We start from the raw sequence: 19428 nt of genomic DNA on the forward strand, positions 1-19428 counted from the left end.
AGCGGCGAGCACGGCGGCTTGCGCGGCCATGGGGCTCAAAGGCCCCTCGCGCTCCACGACCGCCGTGCTCGCGGCGTTGTCGGTGAGGCAGTTCAGACGAGGGCGGACAGGGCCGCGGCTCGGGGGACGCCGGCATGTTGCAGGACCGCGTCGGTGTACGCCTCGATGAGGGGGTGGACCGCCCCGGGCTCCGAGGACAACTCGGGCTGGAAGAGCGTTCCGATGAAGAAGGGATGGTCGGCCAGTTCGATGGCGCGCGGCGCCCCTTCGCTGTCCCAGCCGCTGACGACCAGGTCGCTGCGCTCGATGGTCTCGGCGAAGTCCGGGTTCAGACCGTACTGGCAGTGGAAGGTCTCGGTGGCCTGCTCGGCACCGGCGTAGACACCGGACAGCCGGGATCCGTCACCCAGGTGGAGCGACGCCTGCTGGCCCTTGAGGCAGCACACCAGCGGGATGATCACCGGGGTCGGCGTGTCCGGGTCGTACTGAACGTCGTCCGCTCCCGTGATGCCGAGGACATTGCGCATGTACTCGATCAGCGCGTGCTGGAAGCCACCGCAGGTGCCGAGGTAGGGGATGCCGGTCTCGCGGGCCAGTTTGATCGCCGTGAGAACACCGTCCTTGGAAGCGTACGGAGAGCCCGGGATGACCCAGATCCCGTCGTAGCCGGCGAGGTCGGCGGGGCTGGTGACGTTCTGGCTCGCGACCCACTCCACCTGCACCGGAAGGTGGGGTGCGATGGCCTCCAGCCGGGGGTGCGCAGGGGTGTGGTCGTTGCGGTTGCCGACCAGGGCGACCCGGGGTCGGGCCTGCGCGATGCCGGTCATACGGTCTCCTTGTTGGTGGGGTCGGTACAGGCGAGCCAGACGTCGCCCTGCGGGGCGAGCTGGACGGTCAGACCCGCGCCCTCCTCGCCCGCCGTGCTGATGGCCCCGGAGAGGAACAGCGGGGTGGCGTCGTCGCCGAACACGGCGGCGGGGCGGAAGGACTGCGGCTGGTCGGTGGGGTTGTGGATGTACAGGAGCTGGGTGGTGCCGCCGCTGCGTTCGATGGCCCACAGGCCGTTGCCGAGCTCGACCTGGCGGACGGCCGCCTCAGGGGCGAGGGCGTCGGCGAAGCGTTCACCGTTGAGGGCGGGCAGCTGGGACAGCGGCGCGGACAGCAGCGGGGACGTGCTCATACGAGGGACCTCCCGGTCATGGCGGGACCGGCCGGGCGGCCCAGCAGGGACAGGACGGTGGGGGCGATGTCGGCGAGGGTCCCTCCGGTCGGCAGTTCCTCGGGGAGGACGGCGCCGGGGGCCGGGACGACGATCGCGGGCACGGGGTTGGTGGTGTGGCCGCCGTACGGGCGCGGGATGCCGTCCGGACCCGGCTTGGCCATGACCTCGGCGTTTCCGTGGTCGCCCACGAGCAGCACCCAGCGGCCGGCGGCCTGCGCGGCCACCCGGATGCGATCGACGGCCGCGTCGGTGAACTCCGTGGCCCGAACGGTGGCTTCGGCATGACCGGTGTGGCCGACGACGTCGATGTTGGCGAGGTTGGCGACGACCAGGTCGACGTCGGGGCGGGCGACGGCGTCCACGACGGCGTCGGTGACCTTGTCGAGGTTCATCTCGGGCCGGGCGACGTAGTCCGGCGGCACGTCGCCGGTGACGCGGATGTGCTCCTCGGTCGTACGGGGGCGGTCATCGCGGCCGTTGATGTAGTAGGTGACGTGCTCGAACTTCTCCTTCTCGGCGATGCGTACGGAGGTCAGACCGTGTCGTTCCAGTTCGTCGGCCAGTCCACCGGAGGCGTCTGCGCGCGGGACGAGGGGCGGGATCGGGGCACGGGTGTCGTAGACGGCGAGACTCAGGGCCGTGACGGCGCGGGGGCCGGCGGCCAGGTGGTCGAGAAGGCCGTCGGCGAGTTGCTGGATGCGGTCGCTGCGGAAGTTGGTGAACAGCACCGCGTCCCCATCGGCGATGGCCGCGCCACCCGTGACGACGGTCGGCTCGATCCACACGTCCCCACGCGGTGCGTCCACGACCGCCGCCTCGGCGCTCGCGGCGCGCGGGCCGGTGGCGTCCGCGATGGCCTCGGTCACCAGACGGGTCAGCTCCAGGTCCCCGCTCTTGTCGAGGGCGTAGCCCCGCCCCGAGACGGTGGCGATGCGGCCCGTACCGGCTTCGGCGGTGATGGCTTCGACGCGCCGGAGGTAGTCGGCCGCGGTGCCATCGGCGACGTCCCGGCCGTCGGTGATCGCGTGGATCCACACGCGGGATACGCGGTGGGCGGCGGCGATCGCGAGCAGTTCGCGCAGGTGCTCGACGTGGGCGTGGATCTGGCCGTCGGAAGCGAGCCCGATCAGGTGCAGGGCCTTGCCGTCGTCCGTAACGCGCCGCAGGGTCTCTGCGAGCAGCGGGTGTCCGCGTAGAGCGCCGTTGTCGATGGCGCGCTGGACGAGGAGGCTGTCGTACTCCAGGGGGCGGCCGGCTCCGATGACCATGTGGCCGATCTCGGAGTTGCCGACCGTACCGGGCAACAGCCCCACGGCCGCACCCGAGGCGTCGACGTACGCCGTGGGGAACTTGGCGGCGAGCGCGTCGAGGGTCGGGGTGTCGGCACGGGTGATGGCGTTGTCCGGGGAGGTCGGGGCGTGGCCCCAGCCGTCCAGGACGAGCAGCACTCCCGGCGCGGACGGGAGGGTCACGAGATCTCCCGCAGCGAGTCGACGGCCTGCCAGAAGGTCGGGAAGGACTTGGCGACGCAGCCCGGGTCGTTGATGACGACGCCCTCAGTGCGCAGGCCGGCGATCGCGAAGCACATTGCGATGCGGTGGTCGTCGTAGGTGTCGATGACGGCGCCGTGCGGCGTGCCGCCGTGGATGGTCATGGCGTCGTCGTACTCGTCGACCTGGATTCCCATCTTGCGCAGCTCGGTGGTGACGGCGGCGATGCGGTCGCACTCCTTGACGCGCAGGCTGGCGATGTTGGTGATGCGGGTCGGGCCCTCGGCGTACGCGGCGACGACCGCGAGCGTCGGGACGACGTCGGGCATGGCCTCCATGTCGACGTCGATGCCGTGCAGGTCGCCGCCCTTGAGGGTGATGGAGTCCTCGGTGACCTCGGCGTGCGCGCCCATGCGGGCCAGGACGTCGACGAGGCCGACGTCGCCCTGGTGGGAGCCCGTGCCGATGCCGGGGATGGTGACCCGTCCGCCGAGGATGGCGGCGGCGGCGAGGAAGTACGACATTCCGGAGGCGTCGGGCTCGACGGTGACCTGACCGCCCTTGAAGAACTGGCCGGCGGGGACGGTGAAGCGGGCGTAGCCGTCGCGCTCGACGCGGATGCCGGCGGCGGCCAGGGAGGCGAGGGTCATCTCGACGTACGGCTTGGAGACCAGGTCGTCTACGAGGTTGATCTCGGTGTCCTGCTCGGCCTTGACCGAGCTGATCAGGAGACTGGAGGTGAACTGGCTGCTGACCGCGCCACTGATCTCCGTACGGCCGCCGCGGAAGGTGCCACCGGTGACCTGGATCGGCGGGGAGCCGTTGCCGCGTACCGCGACGGCGTCGACGCCGAGGGGGCCGAGGGCGGCGAGCAGGTCGCCCATGGGACGCTCCTGCATGCGGGCGGTGCCGTTGATGGTGGTGGTGCCCTCGGCGAGGGCCGCCAGCGAGATCAGGAAGCGCAGCGGGGTGCCGGCGGCGCCGACGTAGACCTCCGCCTCCGGGGCCTTCATGGGCTTGCCGGTCGGTGTGACGTGGATGGTGCGCGTGTCGTGGTCGATCTCGGTGGTGACGTGACCGAACTGGGCGACGGCGTTGGCGAAGTAGACGGTGTCGTCGGAGATGAGGGCACCGCGGATCTCGGTGGGCTCGTCGGCGAGCGAGGCGATGGCGATCGCGCGGTTCGTGTAGCTCTTGGAGCCGAGGACGGCCACGTCGCTGTCGACGCCCGCGAGCGTCTCGACGGTGAGCCGCTCGGCGGACAGCCGGGGGTCCTGAAAAGCGGTCATGGGGGTGTCCTCCTGGAGGATGGGTACGGACGGCCGTCCGGGTCGGCGGCGTCGAGGAGTTGCCAGCCGCGCAGGGCGGGAGCTGCGAGGAGCGCACGCCGGCAGATGGCGGCCACCGTGTCGTGCGCGGCGGCGAGGGGTTTGGAACGGATGAAGAAGGTGATCTGTAAGCGCCCGTGGCCCGATTCCGAATAGATGTGTTCGAGGCAGTCGTCAGGTCGGGCGGATATCCAGAGGATGTCGGCCACAAGAGCCTCTTCGATGCGGCCGGTCGCTGTTTTGTCGGGTGCGGCGAATATCGCCTCGATCATGTGCATGGGGCGCGTCGACCGGTTCAGTCCCCGTCGCCCCGCTCGGGTTCACGGCTACGTCTGCCGGTTCCGCTGAGGGTTGCGACCAGCGGCATCGCCGCTCTGGGGTCGCTCGCGGAGTAGTCGGTGCGGGAGGTGAAGCCGGGCGCGGTCACGGTTCCGACGAGCATGGTGGCACGGCGAAGTGCAACAGGCATGGCTGTCCCCTGGATTGGATGGGTGAGATTTTCGAAAGACGGTCCCCGAAGCGAGTGGGCTTTCGCGTCGGCCTCGCTCTCCGGGGTGTTCCGCCTTGGCTTCACCAGTTTCCCGGCCTCGTCATGGGTGCGGAAGATCAATGGGGTGGCAGCTCCTTTGCGTGGCACCTGCCTGCCTGCGACGCGCACGCAGGCAGCAAGCTGCCACCTGCCCAGCACCTGAGAAGACCTTGCCGATCACGGCTCTGAGCTGGGAATATCGAGCACCACTGATACGGGAACCAAAAATCTCGCACTGTGAGACAGGGGGGAACTCGTGCTTGAGGTGCTGGGGATCGACGAGAGGACTGAGTCGGTCTACCGCCTGATGCTGCGCCAGCATGACCTGGGCGTCGCGGAGATCGCCGCAAAACTGACGTGTTCGGAGGGGGAAGTCAGGGAGTCACTGGACCATCTAGCTCAACTGCGACTGCTACGCACCTCCTTGCAGGAGCAGGGACGCGTAAGGGCCGTGAGTCCCGAAGTCGGCCTGCGGCTCCTCGTACGGGAGCGCGAAAGCGCGCTCCTGCGGGAACAGCAGCGACTGGCCGAAGGCCAGGCGGCCGTCATGCGCATGGTCGAGGAGTACGCGGACGGGGCGCATCGCGAGCGCCACGACGTGGAGTACCTGGTCGGCATCGACGCCATCCAGGGCCGGCTGGAGGAGCTGGCACACCGGTGTGAAAGCGAGTGCCTGTCGTTCATGCCGGGTGGCGCGCAGTCGGCAGCGAGTCTGGAGGCGAGCAAGCCCCTCGACCAGGACCTGATGGATCGCGGCGTACGCCTCCTGACTCTGTACTTGGACAGTGTCCGCAACGACCAGGCCACGCTCAACTACGCGCAGTGGCTCGCGGAGCGCGGCGGAGAGGTTCGTACCTCTCCCACGCTCCCCATCCGCATGGTGATGTTCGACCGTGAGGTGGTGCTGCTGCCCGTTGACCCGGACAACACCAAGAAGGGGGCCGCTCTGTTGCGCGGGCCGGGGATCATCACCGCTCTCGCCGCGCTGTTCGAACAGATCTGGGAGGCGGCCAGCCCGTTCGGGACGGACCGGGACCAAGAGCCGAACGACGCCGGCCTGACACCGCAGGAAGCTGAGATCCTGCGACTGCTGTTCCAGGGAAACACCGACGAGATCGTCGCCCGGAAACTGGGCATCGGCCTGCGCACGGTTCGGCGCACCATGTCAGACTTGATGAGCCGGCTGGAGGCACGCAGCCGCTTCGAGGCGGGGGCACGCGCCGCCCAGCGCGGCTGGCTCAGCTGATCACCGGACATGAATGGTGGTTCCCGGAGGGCGTCAGCGACTCGCTGACGCCCTCCGGGGCACCTTTGCCGGTCCGGCCAACAGCACCTCACGGCGCCGGCCTTCCGTGGCTATGCCTGATCACCAGTGTCGATGGTGCAGCGCCAGCGGGAGGCTTCCATCTCACGGATCAGGCTGACCGCCAGCATCAGCGCGATGATCGAGTTCGCCGGGGTGTACTGCCGTGGAGAGGCAGCGTGCGCCGTCGCGTGTCGCGAGTACGTCTCCGGGATCTGTCCGCCGTGGAAGTCGGCGAGAGCCGCTGGGATGGGTGCGAGAACGCACACGGCGCGAACCTTACCCATCAACGTGTCACCGCTGTACTGGGGCAGGTTGTCACGGAAGGTCCTGTAGTTGAAGACCGGGCCGTATCTCCTCGTGTGCTTGCGCAGCCCGGCGGAGTGACGAGCGATTCCCCGGATCAGGGTGTCCCAGACGGAAGCGGCCAGGGATTGGGCGGCGCTCCAGGAGCCGCTCTCCGCGACGTCCACACACTCCTGCAGAAGCTCTGCGCAGTAGGCCAGATCTTCCCGTTCCACCTCGTCAAGGCACTCACGGCACGACTGCAGGACAGTCGCCCGGTGGTCGAAGAGGACATCCCGGATCTCACCCTCCTCGGCGTCGAGCAGTTCCTGAACGACATCGGCCGGCGGGACCCACACCAGGGGCATCCCGGCCCTCATGACGTGGAGCATGTCCTCGATGCCGTCGACATCCCCCACTCCTGGCCAGTTGGAGGGGAGGAAGTCGAGTTCCAGGCGGTCCCAGACCCGACGCAGCATGGGAGCGAGACCCTGCTCAATGCCAGTTGCCCGCGCCCAGTTCAGTGCCGGCATGAGAACCGCGGTAGTGGGAGACGGAACTCCCCGCCCCGGAAGCCGCTCCAGCAGTTCTCCGATCGTGGGTCGCGTGATGGCCGCAAGTGGCCCGGACATGGCCGGATTGCGGCGGTTGTTCCGCATCACCTCTGCGACCAGGGTCTGGGCCGGAGGGTGAATCCTCAGCACGGTGGCCCGAGACCCGATCATCTGCGCCACCTGACCGGCCTCCGGCCTTCGCGTCCGCTTCCGCCGCAAGCGCCCTGCGGTGTCAGGAGTCCCTGCCGGGTCTTCGCTCATGAAGCCAGTATGACCATCGGCGGCCTCCTGCATAGATCGGTGATCGGCACTCGCACATCAGAAGCGCCCGTGGGGCCGGTACGGCACCGTGTTCGTGTCGTACCGGCCCCACGGGTCGTGTCCATGTCCGTGCCTGTGCCGGCTGATCAGCCGCAGCAACCGCCTTCCGGCTGGATCGGCTTGATCGGTTCGAGCTTGGAGCCGCCGCGGAAGACGGAAAGGAGCTTGCCCGTCACCGAGTTCTCGGCGGTCTCGGCGCCGAGTGCCTCGCGCCGCGCCTCACCGAAGGCGCTCTGGAGCTCGGCGGCCTTGGGGGCCACCTTGGCATCCGTGATCAGCAGAGCGGTGTGGACGGCACGGGGCTTGCAGCCGCGCAGCCGCTTGGCCTGGTCGGCACCCGGACCCAGCTCCAGCGCCTCCAGCTTCTCGTCGTACGCGTCCTTGAGCGGGCGGTCGAAGAGCAGCTCGAAGTAGAGCCCGCTGCGCTCGCCGATCGCGTCGTAGTCGAAGCCGGCCCACTTGATGAACAGTCGCTTCCCCTGACGGAAACCAACCGTGGAGCCGACGATCTCGCCCTCGTAGTACGCCAAGTACGCGCGCACGTCCGCGCCGCTCTCGATCATCGACGTCAGCAGGGCCTCGATCTGCTCGGTGCCCTCGCTGCCGTCGTACTTCTGGCGGTTGAGCCCGACCAGCTCGGCGATGCGGTTGGCGATCGGCAGCAGGTCGGCGCCGTCCTTTCGGACCAGCTGGGCCCCACTGGCCAGCGCCTTGGCGTGATCGTCCTGCAGCTTGCGGCGCTTGCGGGCCTTCATCGCGGCGAAGTGTGCCTCGTAGCTGTCGTGCTCCAGCGTGAGGACGTTGTCCTCGCCCCAGAAGGAGACGGTCGCGCCGTGCGCCTGGAGGGCCACGAGCAGCGCCTCGTTCGCCGGCAGGTCGGCGACCCAGGGGGCGACGATGCTGCGGATGCCGGCGGCGCGGGCAGCGGGGACGACCTGGTCGACCAGATCGGCGAGGAGCAGCGCGTTGTTCGTGGACCCGACCGCCTCGCTGCGGTAACCGATCGGCGAGCCGAGGAGCAGGGAGGGGAAGAACTTGTCCTCGCCGATGGCCTCGACGTCGGTCGTGGCGCTGCAGCAGGAGGTGGTGACAGAGCAGCAGGCGCTCTCACCGGTGGCCGATTCCCAGCCCAGGTATGTGCGCGGGTCGGTGTCGACGATCGACGGCGCGTCGAACACGAAGCCAGGCAGCAGCACGTTGTCCTCGCCGCTGCGGGCGACCGCGTGCCACGGCTTGGCGTCGGGCAGAGCCGTCTCGGTGCCCCGGAGCCACGCCGGGTGCAGGAAGGGCCAGGTTCCGCGGTCGGCGTTCACACCTTCGGCGGCGTCGGAGAGGGCGAGTCCGGTCCGGACGGTCACGTCGGTGCCCGTGGTGCCGCAGCAGCCGGTGGCCTTCACGATCTCCACCGTCTCCTGCTTCGTGTCACCGTCACCGCAGCAGCCACTGCTGCTGATCTCGACGATCGGCGGTTCCTCGGTGACGGTGCCGCAGCATCCGCCCGGCTCGACGGGCACGTCGACCGGCTCGTGCTTCACATCGATCTGAACGTCATCCGGCCGGGGGCCGCAGCACATCGTGGCCTGGGTTACCATTTCCGCTCCTCGGGAAAGAATTTCGGGTCGGTGGGGCCGGGCCCGCAACGGCCCGTTAAGCAAATAGGAGGGGCACTTCCGTCGGGGAGCCGCACCGGAAGCGATTATGCGGCGGCGAGAATCACGGCTTCTCCGCCGGACCGCTTATCGGGGATGGGGAGGAATTCAGCCGGGTCGTGCCGGTGGTGGGGGCTCAGTCCCAGCCCGCACCGTTGACCGCACCGGTCGGAGCCGTGTCCCAGCCGGCGCCGTTGGTCTCGGCGACCGGGGCGGCGTCCCAGCCCGCACCGGCAAGCACGTTGTCCCAACCCGCGCCGTCGACCTCGGCAGTCGGGCCGCTGTCCCAGCCAGCGCCGTCCGCGCTGCCCGCCTGCACGTTGTCCCAGCCCGCGCCGTTGATTCCGTCCTGGCCGGGCGCCACGGCGATGGCGGTGAGGGCGGACATTCCGAAGGCGAAGGCGGCAGCGACGGAAGCGATTCGGCGCGAAACAGACATGACTCTCTCCAAGTCGGAACAACGATTCAACAAGGAATTCGGGCAGCCGCTGGGAAGTTCTTTCCGGCTTTCCCGGCGGCGTGTGCCGCCCTGATGGATAAGAGTTTGCTCGGTACCTGGAGGCGGTGGAAGTGATTCCGGGTGGCAGCAACTGCGCGCGGCACCCACCTGCCTGGGACGGCAAGAAATGGCCGCCCTCCCGTCGCGCAGGACAGGCGCGTCGAGGGGCGGCCGAGGAGAGAAGGCGTCGCCGGAGAGAAGGAGCCGAGGAGCAGGTCCAGCGGGAGCTAGGCGAGCTGGGGGGCGTTGGGGTCCAGGGCGTCACGCAGGATGCTGAGGCTGTCAGGCGCGAGGCGGTACCAGGTCTGGCGTCCGCGCTTCTCGCGCTCCAGGAAGCCGGCTTCGAAGAGCACCTTCATGTGATGGGAGACGGTCGGCTGGGACAGCCCGAGCGGCTCCACAAGATCACAGGTGCACGCTTCACCGTTCGGCTGGCTCTTGATGAGTCCGAGCAGGCGAAGGCGAGCGGGGTCGGCGATGACCCGCAAGGCGGCAGCCAGCTGCTCGGCGTCCTGCTGGGACAGCGGGCCCGTCAGGACGGGAGGGCAGCAGAGCTGGATGACAGGGGTGCTCATGCTCGACGTAACGATCGCCATCTATGAATTGTTCCCAGAACCCATTGACAGTCGTCTATGAGTCACGGCAAGCTCTAACTCATCGACAGCCGTCAATGAGTTGGAGATCGACATGATCGAGCCCGTGGTCGACGTGCTGGGCCGAGTGGCCCAGGACGTCTGGAGCACCTTCACCCACAACTGGCCGTTCCTTCTGATCAGCGTGGTCGTCGCCTCGGCGATCAGCGTTTACGTGGGGGCGGATCGGCTCTCCTCCTGGCTGCGCAGGAAGACCTGGATCGCGGTCTTCGGCGCGGTCACCCTCGCGGTGCTCACGCCCTTCTGTTCTTGCGGTACGACTGCGGTGGTCCTGGGAGCACTCGCCTCCAGCGTTCCGTGGGCACCCGTGGTGGCCTTCATGGTGTCCTCGCCGCTGACGAGCCCGGAGGAGTACGTCTACTCAACCGGCCTCTTCGGCTTCAGTTTCGCGACGACCTTCTTCGTTGCCTCGATCGTCCTCGGCCTGGCCGCCGGCGGCATCACCCATCTCATCGAGAAGACCGGCTGGCTCAAGGGGCAGGCCCGTGTGGTCTCGCCCGAGGAGGCGTCCTGCTGCGGCACCGAGGACAAGGCTGCGCCCAAGGCCGAGAGCGACGGCTGCTGCGGATCTTCGGACGAGGGCGGCCTGGGTGGCGGCAGCGCCACCGTGCCGGCGGGTGGCGGCGGCCTGGCCCGCACGGCCCTGCTGGAGCGCATCGAGGTGAAGCCGGCCGCTCCCGAGCCGGAGGTGACCTTGGTCAGCAAGTACAAGCTGGACGAGTTCGGCGTCACCTTGTGGAAGAACACCCGTCGCCTGGCCCTCTTCTTCTTCGGCTTCGCGGCCCTCGGCTACCTGCTGATCGAGACCATCCCGACCAGCGTCCTCACCAACTACCTCGGCGAGGGTTCGATCCTGGCCGTCCCGCTGGCCGCCCTCATCGGCATCCCGGTCTACCTGAACTCCGACGGCTCGCTGCCCTTGGTGGCCACCCTCATGCAGGGCGGCATGGGCCCTGGCGCCGCGCTCGCCTTCCTCATCACCGGCGCGGGCACCAGCATCGGCGCGATCAGCGGAATGTTCGTCATCGCCCGTAAGAAGATCGTCGGCCTGGTCGTCGGTTTCCTCTTCGGCGGCGCCGTCCTCGCCGGCTACCTCGCCCCGATGTGGCTCTGACGCACAAAGGCGCACCGGCGCCCACACGCTGAGCCTCTCCGGCTCACTGACGGCAACGGCCCGTCCCCGACATCGGGGACGGGCCGCAGTCGCGTCTCAGCACTTTCAGGAATCACCTGCCGTGCGCGGCAGCCCGGAGGATCATCGATCCATCACGCCGAGGGGATTCGGGGGACGGGTGTGAGCGAGGCACAGTCGGACATGGGCGGGGCCGCGTCGAGGGCGAAGACGGCCTGGGGGCGCTTCCGGCAGTGGCGCCAGAGGGTGAACGATCAAGCTGTCTCGCGGCAGGTGGAACCCCTGGACCGCGCAGTCGCCACACTGTCCTTACAGCACGATGGACTTCCCCATACCCGGAGCGCGTTGCGGTTCGCCCGCTTGACCCTGGAGACATGGCCATTCGAGTGGTTCGCGGCCGGGCTTCTGGCCTTGATGGCTCTCACCAGGCTGTCCCGGGCGCTGGCGCACGGCGTTCACAGAGCAGCGGAGGCAAACGGCTGGGAGCGCCTCGAACGTGCGGCGCAACACTTCCTCTGACTGTGGAAGATGCTCAAGGAGAACGACCAGAGCCTCGTCGGGCTCGACTTCCTCATGGCCACCGCGGCTGCCGCCGCTTGCGTCCTCCCGCCGTTCTTCTGGGTGTTCACCCGGAAGTTGGCACGTGGTGCTCACTATCGCTACCACCTCAATCTGATCTACGCGCGCGCCGTCGTGTTGTGCGCCACGGCCGCCGAGAAGCCGGCCGAACGCCGCTCGCAGCCATTGAAGGAGCTCGACTACGTGTGCCGTGAAGTCGAGCAGCGAATTCTGCAGGCACACCGCACCATAGGAACGATGCGGCGCCGCTCCCCGCGCCGGCTTCAAGCAAGGCACCACGGCGCGCTCGTGGCCGGTGCCCTTCGGACGCAGCTCGCCCGCCTGGACGTAGAGCCCGAAAAGGCATTGCCGGAGCTTGCCGCCATGTTGCTGGCGATCAGCGAGCGCTACGCGGCGGGACGCGTCGGGGCCCTGCTGAGCGAGGAAGCTCTGTTCGACGCGACGCCCGTATCCACCACACGCACGACGCTTGGCGAGTCATTGCGTGTCGTCCTGGCCATCCTTGCCGCTATGGGAGCCGCTGTAGCGGCTTCGGCAGCAATGCCCGCGCTCCAGGTTCCTGAGGATCTCCGGCCCTGGATGGTCCTGGGATGTGCGGCCCTTGCGGCGATCCTCGTGGCCGGCTGGCACCGCGTCGCGCGCATCCTGGAGGTCTTCCCCGGCAAGTGAGGGTCAGGCGGTGCGCGGTGGGACACCGTCCGCGATACCGAGGGACATCAACTGCCCGAAGGCGGCTCCCAGCCGCTCGGGCAGGATCCGGTAGTACACCTCGTTAGCGCGCCGCTCATTGACGAGCACGCCCGCTTCGCGCAGCTTGCGCAGGTGGTGGCTCACCGTCGGCCCGGACACGTCGAACTGGGCGGCGATGTCCCCCATGCACATCTCGCCCATGGGGCAGCACGCCACGACGCTGGCGATGCGCAACCGTACGGGGTCGGCAAGGACCTTGAACACCGCTGCCAGGTCCACCGCCTGCTGCGACGTCATCGGGGCCTGACAAGAGACGGGTCCGCAGGCGGCGGCCAAGACGGGAGACAACTGCTCGATCATGCGTACCAATCTGACGGAGTGCGCCCCCGCACGTCCATAGCCACCCGTGAAGCGGACTTACCGCACCCGCAACAGCAAAACCCATTGACGAGCATCGATGAGTTGCCCCATACTCAAAACCATCGACAACCATCTATGGAAGGGGTCGTCATGACCGCCGCGCTCCGCACCGTCCGAAAGGTCTTCTCCTCCACCCGCAGCACCGAGCCCAGGGGCGTGCAGTTCTGCGACAGCTGCTCCCGAGTGAGTGACGTGAGCAGCCGAGCCGAGGCACACCGCGACCAGACCCTGCACGCCGCCAGCCTGATCCACTTCTGACCCGCAGCCCGCCTGCACGCCCTCCAACCGACCTTGAAGGACCCATGACCACCACGACGACGGCCATACGCCTGGCGAGCCGGGCAGCCCACCTGCCGCCTTCCGCCACCGCCGCCCTGGACGCCCACGCCAAGCACCTCATCGCCAGCGGCGTGGACGTCATCAACCTCACCAGCGGCGAACCGGCGTTCCCGACAGTCGAACCCGCCGCCCGGGCCGCCGCGGCAGCGATCGAAGAGGACTTCACGCGCTACACCCCCGCCGCAGGCATACCGGAACTGCGCACCGCCGTCGCCGCGTACCTGAACCGGCATGCCACCTCGTACGCAGCGGAAGACGTGGTCATCACGGCCGGCGCCAAGCAGGCCCTGCACTACGCCTTCAACGTCCTGCTCGACCAAGGCGACGAAGTGCTCATCCCGGCCCCGTACTGGGTCAGCTATCCGCACATGGTCACCCTTGCCGGCGGCGTCCCCGTAGAGGTGCACCCGGCGCCCGACGGCGGCCTGAAGATCACTCCGGACCAGGTGCGGAAGGCGATCACCCCGCGCACCCGCGTCCTGCTCCTGAACAGCCCGGCGAACCCGTCCGGCGCCGTCTACACCCGTGACGAACTGGCCGCGCTGGCCGACGTGGCCGTGGAACACGACCTCACGCTCATCAGCGACGAGATCTGCGACCACTGGGTCTACGGCAGCGCCTTCACCAGCGTCGCCGCCCTGAGCCCCGAGGTGGCGGCCCGTACACTCACCATCGGCGGGGTATCCAAAACCTTCGCCATGACAGGCTGGCGCATCGGCTGGGTGGCGGCTCCCGCCTCGGTGGCCAAGGTGATCAGCGCCGTGCAAAGCCACACCGCATCGGCGCCGTCCTCGATCTCCCAGCGGGCGGCTCTCGGTGCACTGACAGCAGACCTCGAAGAAGAACTCGACAAGCGGCGTGCGGCGCTCGATGAGAGGCGCCGGTCCACGCTCCAAGCCCTCGCCGCCGTACCGGGCGTACGGGTCGACGCGGACGCACGCGGCGCCTTCTTCGTCTTCGCCGACGTCTCCGGCACCTACGGGCACCGCGTCGGCGACCGCACCATCACCTCGGCCGCCGACTTCGCCGAGCTGCTCCTCGCCCGCGCGAAGGTGGCCGTCGTCCCCGGTGCCGACTTCGCCGCTCCCGACCACGTCCGTATCTCCTACACGGTGCCGCCGGAACGTCTGTCGGAAGCGCTGGAGCGCATTGCCGGGTTCGTTACGACGCTCACGAGGGGTTAGAGGGCGTTAAGTCCGTTTCTGATAGCGGCCGCGTCCGGGGTGTTCGGGGAGTCCCTGGCGGACGAGTCGTCCCAGGCGGGAGCGGGTGATGTTGATTGAGGGCTCGTCGGTGGGCAGGCCGAGGTGCTCGTGCAGGTCATGGACGCGGAACACCTTCTCGGGGTGGTCGTTGAACGTGGTGACGATGCGCTGGTAGACGGTCGCGGTGGTGGTCTCCGCGGGGGTCGTTGCATGGCTCGGTGGAGTGAGGCCGTCGATGACCTTGCGGGTGGCGGCGAGCTCGGCCAGGCGGACTTCGGTCTCGGTAAGGGCGGTGGTGAGCCGCTCGATCTGCTCACGCAGGTTGCCGGCGCGGGTGGCGGTCTCATCGTGCTCGGTCCACGGCAGCCGCAGGAGTTCGCTGACGTTCACGCGGCCAGCTCCACGTCGTCCCGCCAGGCGGCGGTGGGGGTGGTCAGGCGGCGGAGCATGCAGGCGGTGGAGGCCCAGTAGACGCGGGAGACCGAGCTGTCGGGCCGGTGGTCGTAGTCCCGGGCCAGGCGCCGCTGCAGCATGAGGGTGCCATTGACCTGCTCGACCACCCACCGCTTCGGTTGCGGGACGAAGCCCTTGCCTTCGTCGTCGGGGTTGCGGCGGACCACCTCGACGGTGATGTCCTTCACCGCCCCGTGGATGATCACGGCGTCCTTGAAGCCCTGGTCGACCAGGACCTTCTCCTGGCGCATCCCGCATCGCTCGGCTGCCTGGTCCAGCAGGGCGATACCGGCCTCGTTGTCGTGCGCACTCGCCGCCAGGACCACCACGCCGATGATCAAACCCAGCACATCGACGGCGAGTCCCCGCTTCCTGCCGGGCGTCTTCTTGTTCGCGTCCAGTCCCGTCGTTTCCCTCGGCACCCCGGCCGCCACGCGGACGGACTGGGTGTCGATGATCACCAGGGACGGGTCCTCTAATCGTCTGGACCGCTCCCGCACCTGGCAGCGCAGAATCTCCTGGATCCGCTGGTCAAGGCCGTCCTGGCGCCACAGGGTGAAGTAGTAGAACACCGCCGACCAGGCCGGGAGGTCGTGCGGCAGGAGCCGCCACTGGCAGCCCGTCCGGTTCTGGTAGAGCAGCGCGTTCACGACCTCACGCAGGTCGCAGGAGCCCGGGTCCCCGGTCGCCGACCGGGTCACCCGCTCCTGCTTCCACGCGGTGACCAACGGCTCGATCAACGCCCACTGCTCGTCGGACAAGTCGGTTGCGTACGGCATCCGTTCCATGCCGCGACCTCATCATGCACACGACACGAGGCGATGGCAGAAACACCCCCTCACCCACGAACGGGCGACACCACATCACCAGAAACAGGACTTAACACCTTCTCAGTAGGTCTGCGCTCAGCATCGCCCGCCCTCGGCGCCCCATCGACGCTCGCCACCTTGACAGGGTCTGACCTGCCCGACAAGGCGCCTGACACCCCATCAGAACGAGCGTCAAATGAGCGTCACGAGCGTCATTTCAGCGTCAAGATATCGCCCGTAACGCCCACACCGCACATAATGCGCACGCACAAAACCACAGGTCAGGAGCTCTTCTCCGCAGGCTCAAGGATGGCGACACACTCCACGTGGTGCGTCATCGGGAACAGGTCGAAGGCCCGCAGTGTGCGGGGCTTGTAGCCGGCCTCGCGGAAGTACGCCAGGTCGCGGGCGAGGGCTGCCGGGTCGCAGGCGACGTAGGCGATGCGGCGGGCGCCCAGGGCGGCGAGGTGGTGGACGACGGACTTGCCGGCGCCCGCGCGGGGCGGGTCCAGGACGACGAGGTCGACCTCCGTGATGCCCGTGCGCGGCAGGACCTGCTCCACCTTGCCCTGCTCGATGCGCACCCGGTCGAAGTCCCGCAGGTTGTGGCGGGCGTCCTCCACCGCGCGCTTGCCCGACTCGATGCCGAGGACCGCCCCCTTGTCGCCGACGCGGTCCGCGAGGGCGCCCGCGAAGAGGCCGACGCCGCAGTACAGGTCCAGGGCCGTGTCGCCCTTGCGGGGCAGGAGGCCCTGCATGACGGCGCGGACCAGGGTGTCGGCGGCCTTCGGGTGGACCTGCCAGAAGCCGCCGTTGCCGACGCGGTAGGTGCGGTCGTCGGCGCGTTCGCGGACGAAGGGGCGGCCGTGGACGCGGTGGACGCCGCCGTCCTTCTCCTCCACGCGCAGCACCGACACCGGCTTGTCGAGTTCGACGAGCGGCAGGCGGGCGCCGGGGCGCGGGGTGAGGACGACCTGGCGGTCCTGCGAGCCGGTCGCGGCGATCGCCTCGACCGAGGCCATGCCCGGCCACTCCCGCTTCTCGACGCCCAGCTCGCTCACGCCCTCGGCGGCGATCATGCAGTGGTCGATCGGCTCGACCTCGTGGGAGCGGTGGCGGCGCAGGCCCGCGCGTCCGGACGCGTCGACGGCGTACTGGACGCGCGTGCGCCACTGCGGGACCTCGCCGGCCGGCAGCTTGTCGCCCTCGGCGGGGACGACCGTGCCGTCCCAGCCGGCCTCCTCGGGGGTGAGGCCGGCGAGGCGGCGCAGTTGCTCCGCGACGACCTCGCCCTTGAGGCGGCGCTGGGCGCCCGGCTTGGCGTGCTGCCAGTCGCAGCCGCCGCAGCGGCCGGGCCCGGCGTACGGGCAGGGCGCCTCGATGCGGTCCTTCGACGCGTCGAGGACGGTGACCGCGTCGGCCCGCAGGAAGCGGGACGTCTCGTCGCCCTCGGTCACGCGGGCGACGACCCGCTCGCCCGGCAGCGCGTGCCGGACGAACAGGACGCGGCCCTCCCCGGTGCGGGCGATGCAGTGGCCGCCATGCGCGACGGGGCCGACCTCGACCTCGTACTCCTCGCCGACCAGCGAGGACTCGGGTGCGTTCTTCGGCATGGCGGGGTGACTCCAAGGAGAGAAAGGAGGGAAGGGGTTCTCGCGGCGGTCGGACAACCGGGCCGGTCGGACGACCAGCCCACCAGTCTACGTCCCTTCTCCGCGTCCCTTCGCCGTCACTCCTTGCCGTTCGGCGGGGTGGGCCGCTTCGCGCCCGTCTCGACCAGGCCGCGGCGCACCGAGCCGGGCGCGTTCCACTCCAGGTTCTTCTTCGCCCGCTGCTTCGCCGCCTCCGAGGAGCGCAGCTGGTACGGGACGGAGGTCACCATCACGCCGGGCGTGAACAGCAGGCGCCCCTTGAGGCGCAGGGCGCTCTGGTTGTGGAGGAGCTGCTCGTACCAGTGGCCGACGACGTACTCGGGGATGATCACGCTGATGACGTCGCGGGGGCTCTCGCGGCGCAGGCTCTTGACGTACTCGACGACGGGCCGGGTGATCTCCCGGTACGGGGAGTCGAGGATCTTCAGCGGGACGTCGAGGCCGCGGCGCTCCCAGTCCTCGGTGAGGGCCTTGGTCTCGGTCGGGTCGACGTTGATGCTGAGCGCCTCCAGCTTGTCGGAGCGCATCAGCTTGGCGTAGGCGACCGCGCGGAGCGTCGGGCGGTGGATCTTGGAGACGAGGACGATGGAGTGGACGCGGGCCGGGCGGACGCTGTCCTCGCTGGGGCCCTCGGGGGCGGCGAGCTCCTCCGCGACACGGTCGTAGTGCTTGCGGATCGCGGTCATCGTCACGTAGAAGATCGCCATGCCGAGCAGCGCCACCCAGGCGCCGTGGGTGAACTTGGTGATGAGGACGACGATCAGGACGAGGCCGGTGAAGAACGCGCCGAACGAGTTGATCGCGCGGGAGCGGACCATGCGGCGCCGGGCGGCCGGGTCGCCCTCGGTGCTCAGGAGCCGGTTCCAGTGGCGGACCATGCCGGTCTGGCTGAGCGTGAAGGAGACGAAGACGCCGACGATGTAGAGCTGGATGAGCCGGGTGACCTCGGCGTCGTAGAGGTAGACGAGGACCGCGGCGGCGGCGGCGAGCAGCACGATGCCGTTGGAGAAGGCGAGCCGGTCGCCGCGGGTGTGGAGCTGGCGCGGCAGGTAGCGGTCCTGGGCGAGGATCGAGCCGAGGAGCGGGAAGCCGTTGTACGCGGTGTTCGCGGCGAGGAAGAGGACGAGCGCGGTCGCGGCGGCGAGGACGACGAAGAGGAAGCTGCCGTCACCGAAGACGGCGGCGGCGACCTGGGAGATCACCGGTTCCTGGGTGTACTCGGGGCCGACCGGGGCGCCGTCGCGGAGCAGGTCGTGGGCCGGGTTCTCGGCCATCTTGACGTCGGTGGCGAGGGCGAGGCCGATGATGCCGCAGAACATGGTGACGGCGAAGCCGCCCATGAGCGCGAGGGTGGTGGCGGCGTTGCGGCTCTTGGGCTTGCGGAAGGCGGGCACGCCGTTGCTGATCGCCTCGACGCCGGTGAGCGCGGCGCAGCCGGACGAGAAGGCGCGCAGCAGCAGGAAGAAGAGGGCGAACCCGGCGAGGCCCTGGTGTTCGGCCTGGATCTCCAGGTCGGCGGTGGGCGCCTCCATCGTGTCGCCGAGGACCAGGCCGCGGAAGGCGCCCCAGACGATGAGGGCGAAGACGCCGGTGACGAAGACGTACGTGGGGATGGCGAAGAGGCGGCCGGACTCCTTGACGCCGCGGAGGTTCATCAGGGTGAGGAGCACGATGATCGCGACGGCGGACGCCGTCTTGTGCTCGACGACGAACGGGATGGCGGAGCCGAGGTTCTCCACGCCGGAGGAGATCGACACGGCGACGGTGAGCACGTAGTCGACGAGGAGCGCGCTGGCGACGCCGAGTCCGGCGCGCGGACCGAGGTTGGTCTGGGCGACCTCGTAGTCGCCGCCGCCGCTGGGGTAGGCGTGGACGTTCTGCCGGTACGAGGCGACGACCGTGAACATGAGGATCACGACGGCGGCCGCGATCCACGGGCTGAACGCGTACGCCGAGGCACCCGCGATGGACAGGACCAGCAGGACCTCGCCCGGTGCGTACGCCACCGAGGAGAGCGGGTCGGAGGCGAAGACGGGGAGCGCGATGCGCTTGGAGAGGAGCGTCTCCCCCAGCCTGTCGCTGCGCAGGGCCCGGCCGATCAGGATCCGTTTGGGCACGTCGGTCAGTTTGGACACGCAGAGGATCGTAAGCGTTCGAAATGGGTGCCGCTCACCCGTGGGTGGCGTGTTCGACGCGTCGTCGGCTCCCGGACGCGGATGAGGGCAACCGCCTGATCGGGGCATAAGCTCATTCCGAGACAGCACCGCACGCAGGCTGAGAGAGAAGAGTGAGCAGGGTGTTTTCGCAGGTCAGCAA

At 69.1% G+C, this 19428-nt stretch carries 20 protein-coding genes; 5 read left to right on the top strand and 15 right to left on the bottom strand.

The genetic code is table 11. The features are described 5' to 3' along the window. Positions 1-92 precede the first annotated feature (92 nt). From RND61_RS16880 to RND61_RS16905, 6 genes are read right to left on the bottom strand one after another with little or no spacing between them, the layout of a single operon-like run. Complete coding sequence (locus RND61_RS16880; protein WP_315878793.1) at positions 93-827, bottom strand: CTP synthase C-terminal region-related (seleno)protein; 735 nt, start codon at positions 825-827, stop codon at positions 93-95. After that, positions 824-1180 carry a hypothetical protein gene (locus RND61_RS16885; protein ID WP_315878794.1) on the bottom strand — a complete coding sequence of 119 codons (357 nt, stop codon included), beginning with the start codon at positions 1178-1180 and terminating at the stop codon, positions 824-826. The genes RND61_RS16880 and RND61_RS16885 overlap by 4 nt, the downstream gene beginning before the upstream one ends. Continuing rightward, the gene (gene gpmI / locus RND61_RS16890; protein ID WP_315878795.1) at positions 1177-2694 is read right to left on the bottom strand and encodes a 2,3-bisphosphoglycerate-independent phosphoglycerate mutase; all 1518 of its coding nucleotides are present in this window, start codon (positions 2692-2694) and stop codon (positions 1177-1179) included. The genes RND61_RS16885 and gpmI overlap by 4 nt, the downstream gene beginning before the upstream one ends. Continuing rightward, positions 2691-4001: a 3-phosphoshikimate 1-carboxyvinyltransferase gene (gene aroA, locus RND61_RS16895; RefSeq protein WP_315878796.1), complete on the bottom strand. Its 1311-nt coding sequence runs from the start codon at positions 3999-4001 to the stop codon at positions 2691-2693. Before aroA ends, gpmI begins: the two co-directional genes overlap by 4 nt. Further along, positions 3998-4318, bottom strand: a complete 321-nt coding sequence (locus RND61_RS16900) for a hypothetical protein (protein ID WP_315878797.1) — start codon at positions 4316-4318, stop codon at positions 3998-4000. The genes aroA and RND61_RS16900 overlap by 4 nt, the downstream gene beginning before the upstream one ends. A gap of 17 nt (positions 4319-4335) precedes the next feature. Next, positions 4336-4509 (bottom strand): hypothetical protein, encoded by a 174-nt coding sequence (locus tag RND61_RS16905; protein WP_315878798.1) that lies wholly within the window; start codon positions 4507-4509, stop codon positions 4336-4338. Positions 4510-4825: 316 nt separating this feature from the next. Here RND61_RS16905 and RND61_RS16910 point away from each other — a divergent pair, with 316 nt between their 5' ends. Beyond that, positions 4826-5815 carry a LuxR C-terminal-related transcriptional regulator gene (locus RND61_RS16910; RefSeq protein WP_315878799.1) on the top strand — a complete coding sequence of 330 codons (990 nt, stop codon included), beginning with the start codon at positions 4826-4828 and terminating at the stop codon, positions 5813-5815. Positions 5816-5925: 110 nt separating this feature from the next. Here RND61_RS16910 and RND61_RS16915 read toward each other — a convergent pair whose 3' ends face one another. The 4 genes from RND61_RS16915 to RND61_RS16930 form a co-directional block, all read right to left on the bottom strand. Continuing rightward, positions 5926-6690, bottom strand: a complete 765-nt coding sequence (locus RND61_RS16915; RefSeq protein WP_315878800.1) for a hypothetical protein — start codon at positions 6688-6690, stop codon at positions 5926-5928. Positions 6691-7118: 428 nt separating this feature from the next. Then, complete coding sequence (locus RND61_RS16920) at positions 7119-8624, bottom strand: GNAT family N-acetyltransferase (protein ID WP_315878801.1); 1506 nt, start codon at positions 8622-8624, stop codon at positions 7119-7121. Positions 8625-8817: 193 nt separating this feature from the next. Next, positions 8818-9120 carry a hypothetical protein gene (locus RND61_RS16925; protein WP_315878802.1) on the bottom strand — a complete coding sequence of 101 codons (303 nt, stop codon included), beginning with the start codon at positions 9118-9120 and terminating at the stop codon, positions 8818-8820. Between the two features lie 287 nt (positions 9121-9407). Beyond that, the gene (locus RND61_RS16930; protein WP_315878803.1) at positions 9408-9776 is read right to left on the bottom strand and encodes a metalloregulator ArsR/SmtB family transcription factor; all 369 of its coding nucleotides are present in this window, start codon (positions 9774-9776) and stop codon (positions 9408-9410) included. A 91-nt stretch (positions 9777-9867) separates the two neighbouring features. Between RND61_RS16930 and RND61_RS16935 the strand changes: the two genes are divergently transcribed. Both RND61_RS16935 and RND61_RS16940 read left to right on the top strand, forming a co-directional pair. Continuing rightward, on the top strand, positions 9868-10947 hold the full coding sequence (locus RND61_RS16935; RefSeq protein ID WP_315878804.1) for a permease: 1080 nt from the start codon (positions 9868-9870) through the stop codon (positions 10945-10947). A 546-nt stretch (positions 10948-11493) separates the two neighbouring features. Then, a complete protein-coding gene (locus RND61_RS16940; protein WP_315878805.1) occupies positions 11494-12213 on the top strand; it encodes a hypothetical protein in 720 nt (239 codons plus the stop codon). A gap of 3 nt (positions 12214-12216) precedes the next feature. Here RND61_RS16940 and RND61_RS16945 read toward each other — a convergent pair whose 3' ends face one another. Beyond that, complete coding sequence (locus RND61_RS16945; RefSeq protein ID WP_315878806.1) at positions 12217-12594, bottom strand: ArsR/SmtB family transcription factor; 378 nt, start codon at positions 12592-12594, stop codon at positions 12217-12219. Positions 12595-12744: 150 nt separating this feature from the next. Here RND61_RS16945 and RND61_RS16950 point away from each other — a divergent pair, with 150 nt between their 5' ends. Continuing rightward, on the top strand, positions 12745-12912 hold the full coding sequence (locus RND61_RS16950; protein ID WP_315878807.1) for a hypothetical protein: 168 nt from the start codon (positions 12745-12747) through the stop codon (positions 12910-12912). A gap of 44 nt (positions 12913-12956) precedes the next feature. Further along, positions 12957-14177, top strand: coding sequence for a pyridoxal phosphate-dependent aminotransferase (locus RND61_RS16955; RefSeq protein ID WP_315878808.1), 1221 nt, complete (start codon positions 12957-12959; stop codon positions 14175-14177). 6 nt (positions 14178-14183) lie between these two features. Here RND61_RS16955 and RND61_RS16960 read toward each other — a convergent pair whose 3' ends face one another. From RND61_RS16960 to RND61_RS16975, 4 genes are all read right to left on the bottom strand, one after another. Then, complete coding sequence (locus RND61_RS16960) at positions 14184-14588, bottom strand: hypothetical protein (protein ID WP_315878809.1); 405 nt, start codon at positions 14586-14588, stop codon at positions 14184-14186. After that, on the bottom strand, positions 14585-15439 hold the full coding sequence (locus RND61_RS16965; protein ID WP_315878810.1) for an IS5 family transposase: 855 nt from the start codon (positions 15437-15439) through the stop codon (positions 14585-14587). Before RND61_RS16965 ends, RND61_RS16960 begins: the two co-directional genes overlap by 4 nt. A 302-nt stretch (positions 15440-15741) precedes the next feature. Next, positions 15742-17073, bottom strand: a complete 1332-nt coding sequence (locus RND61_RS16970) for a class I SAM-dependent RNA methyltransferase (RefSeq protein ID WP_315878811.1) — start codon at positions 17071-17073, stop codon at positions 15742-15744. Between the two features lie 116 nt (positions 17074-17189). Next, a complete protein-coding gene (locus tag RND61_RS16975) occupies positions 17190-19247 on the bottom strand; it encodes an APC family permease (protein WP_315878812.1) in 2058 nt (685 codons plus the stop codon). Between the last annotated feature and the right edge of the window lie 181 nt (positions 19248-19428).

This window comes from Streptomyces tamarix, from assembly GCF_032423885.1.
GTDB classification, from domain to species: domain Bacteria; phylum Actinomycetota; class Actinomycetes; order Streptomycetales; family Streptomycetaceae; genus Streptomyces; species Streptomyces tamarix.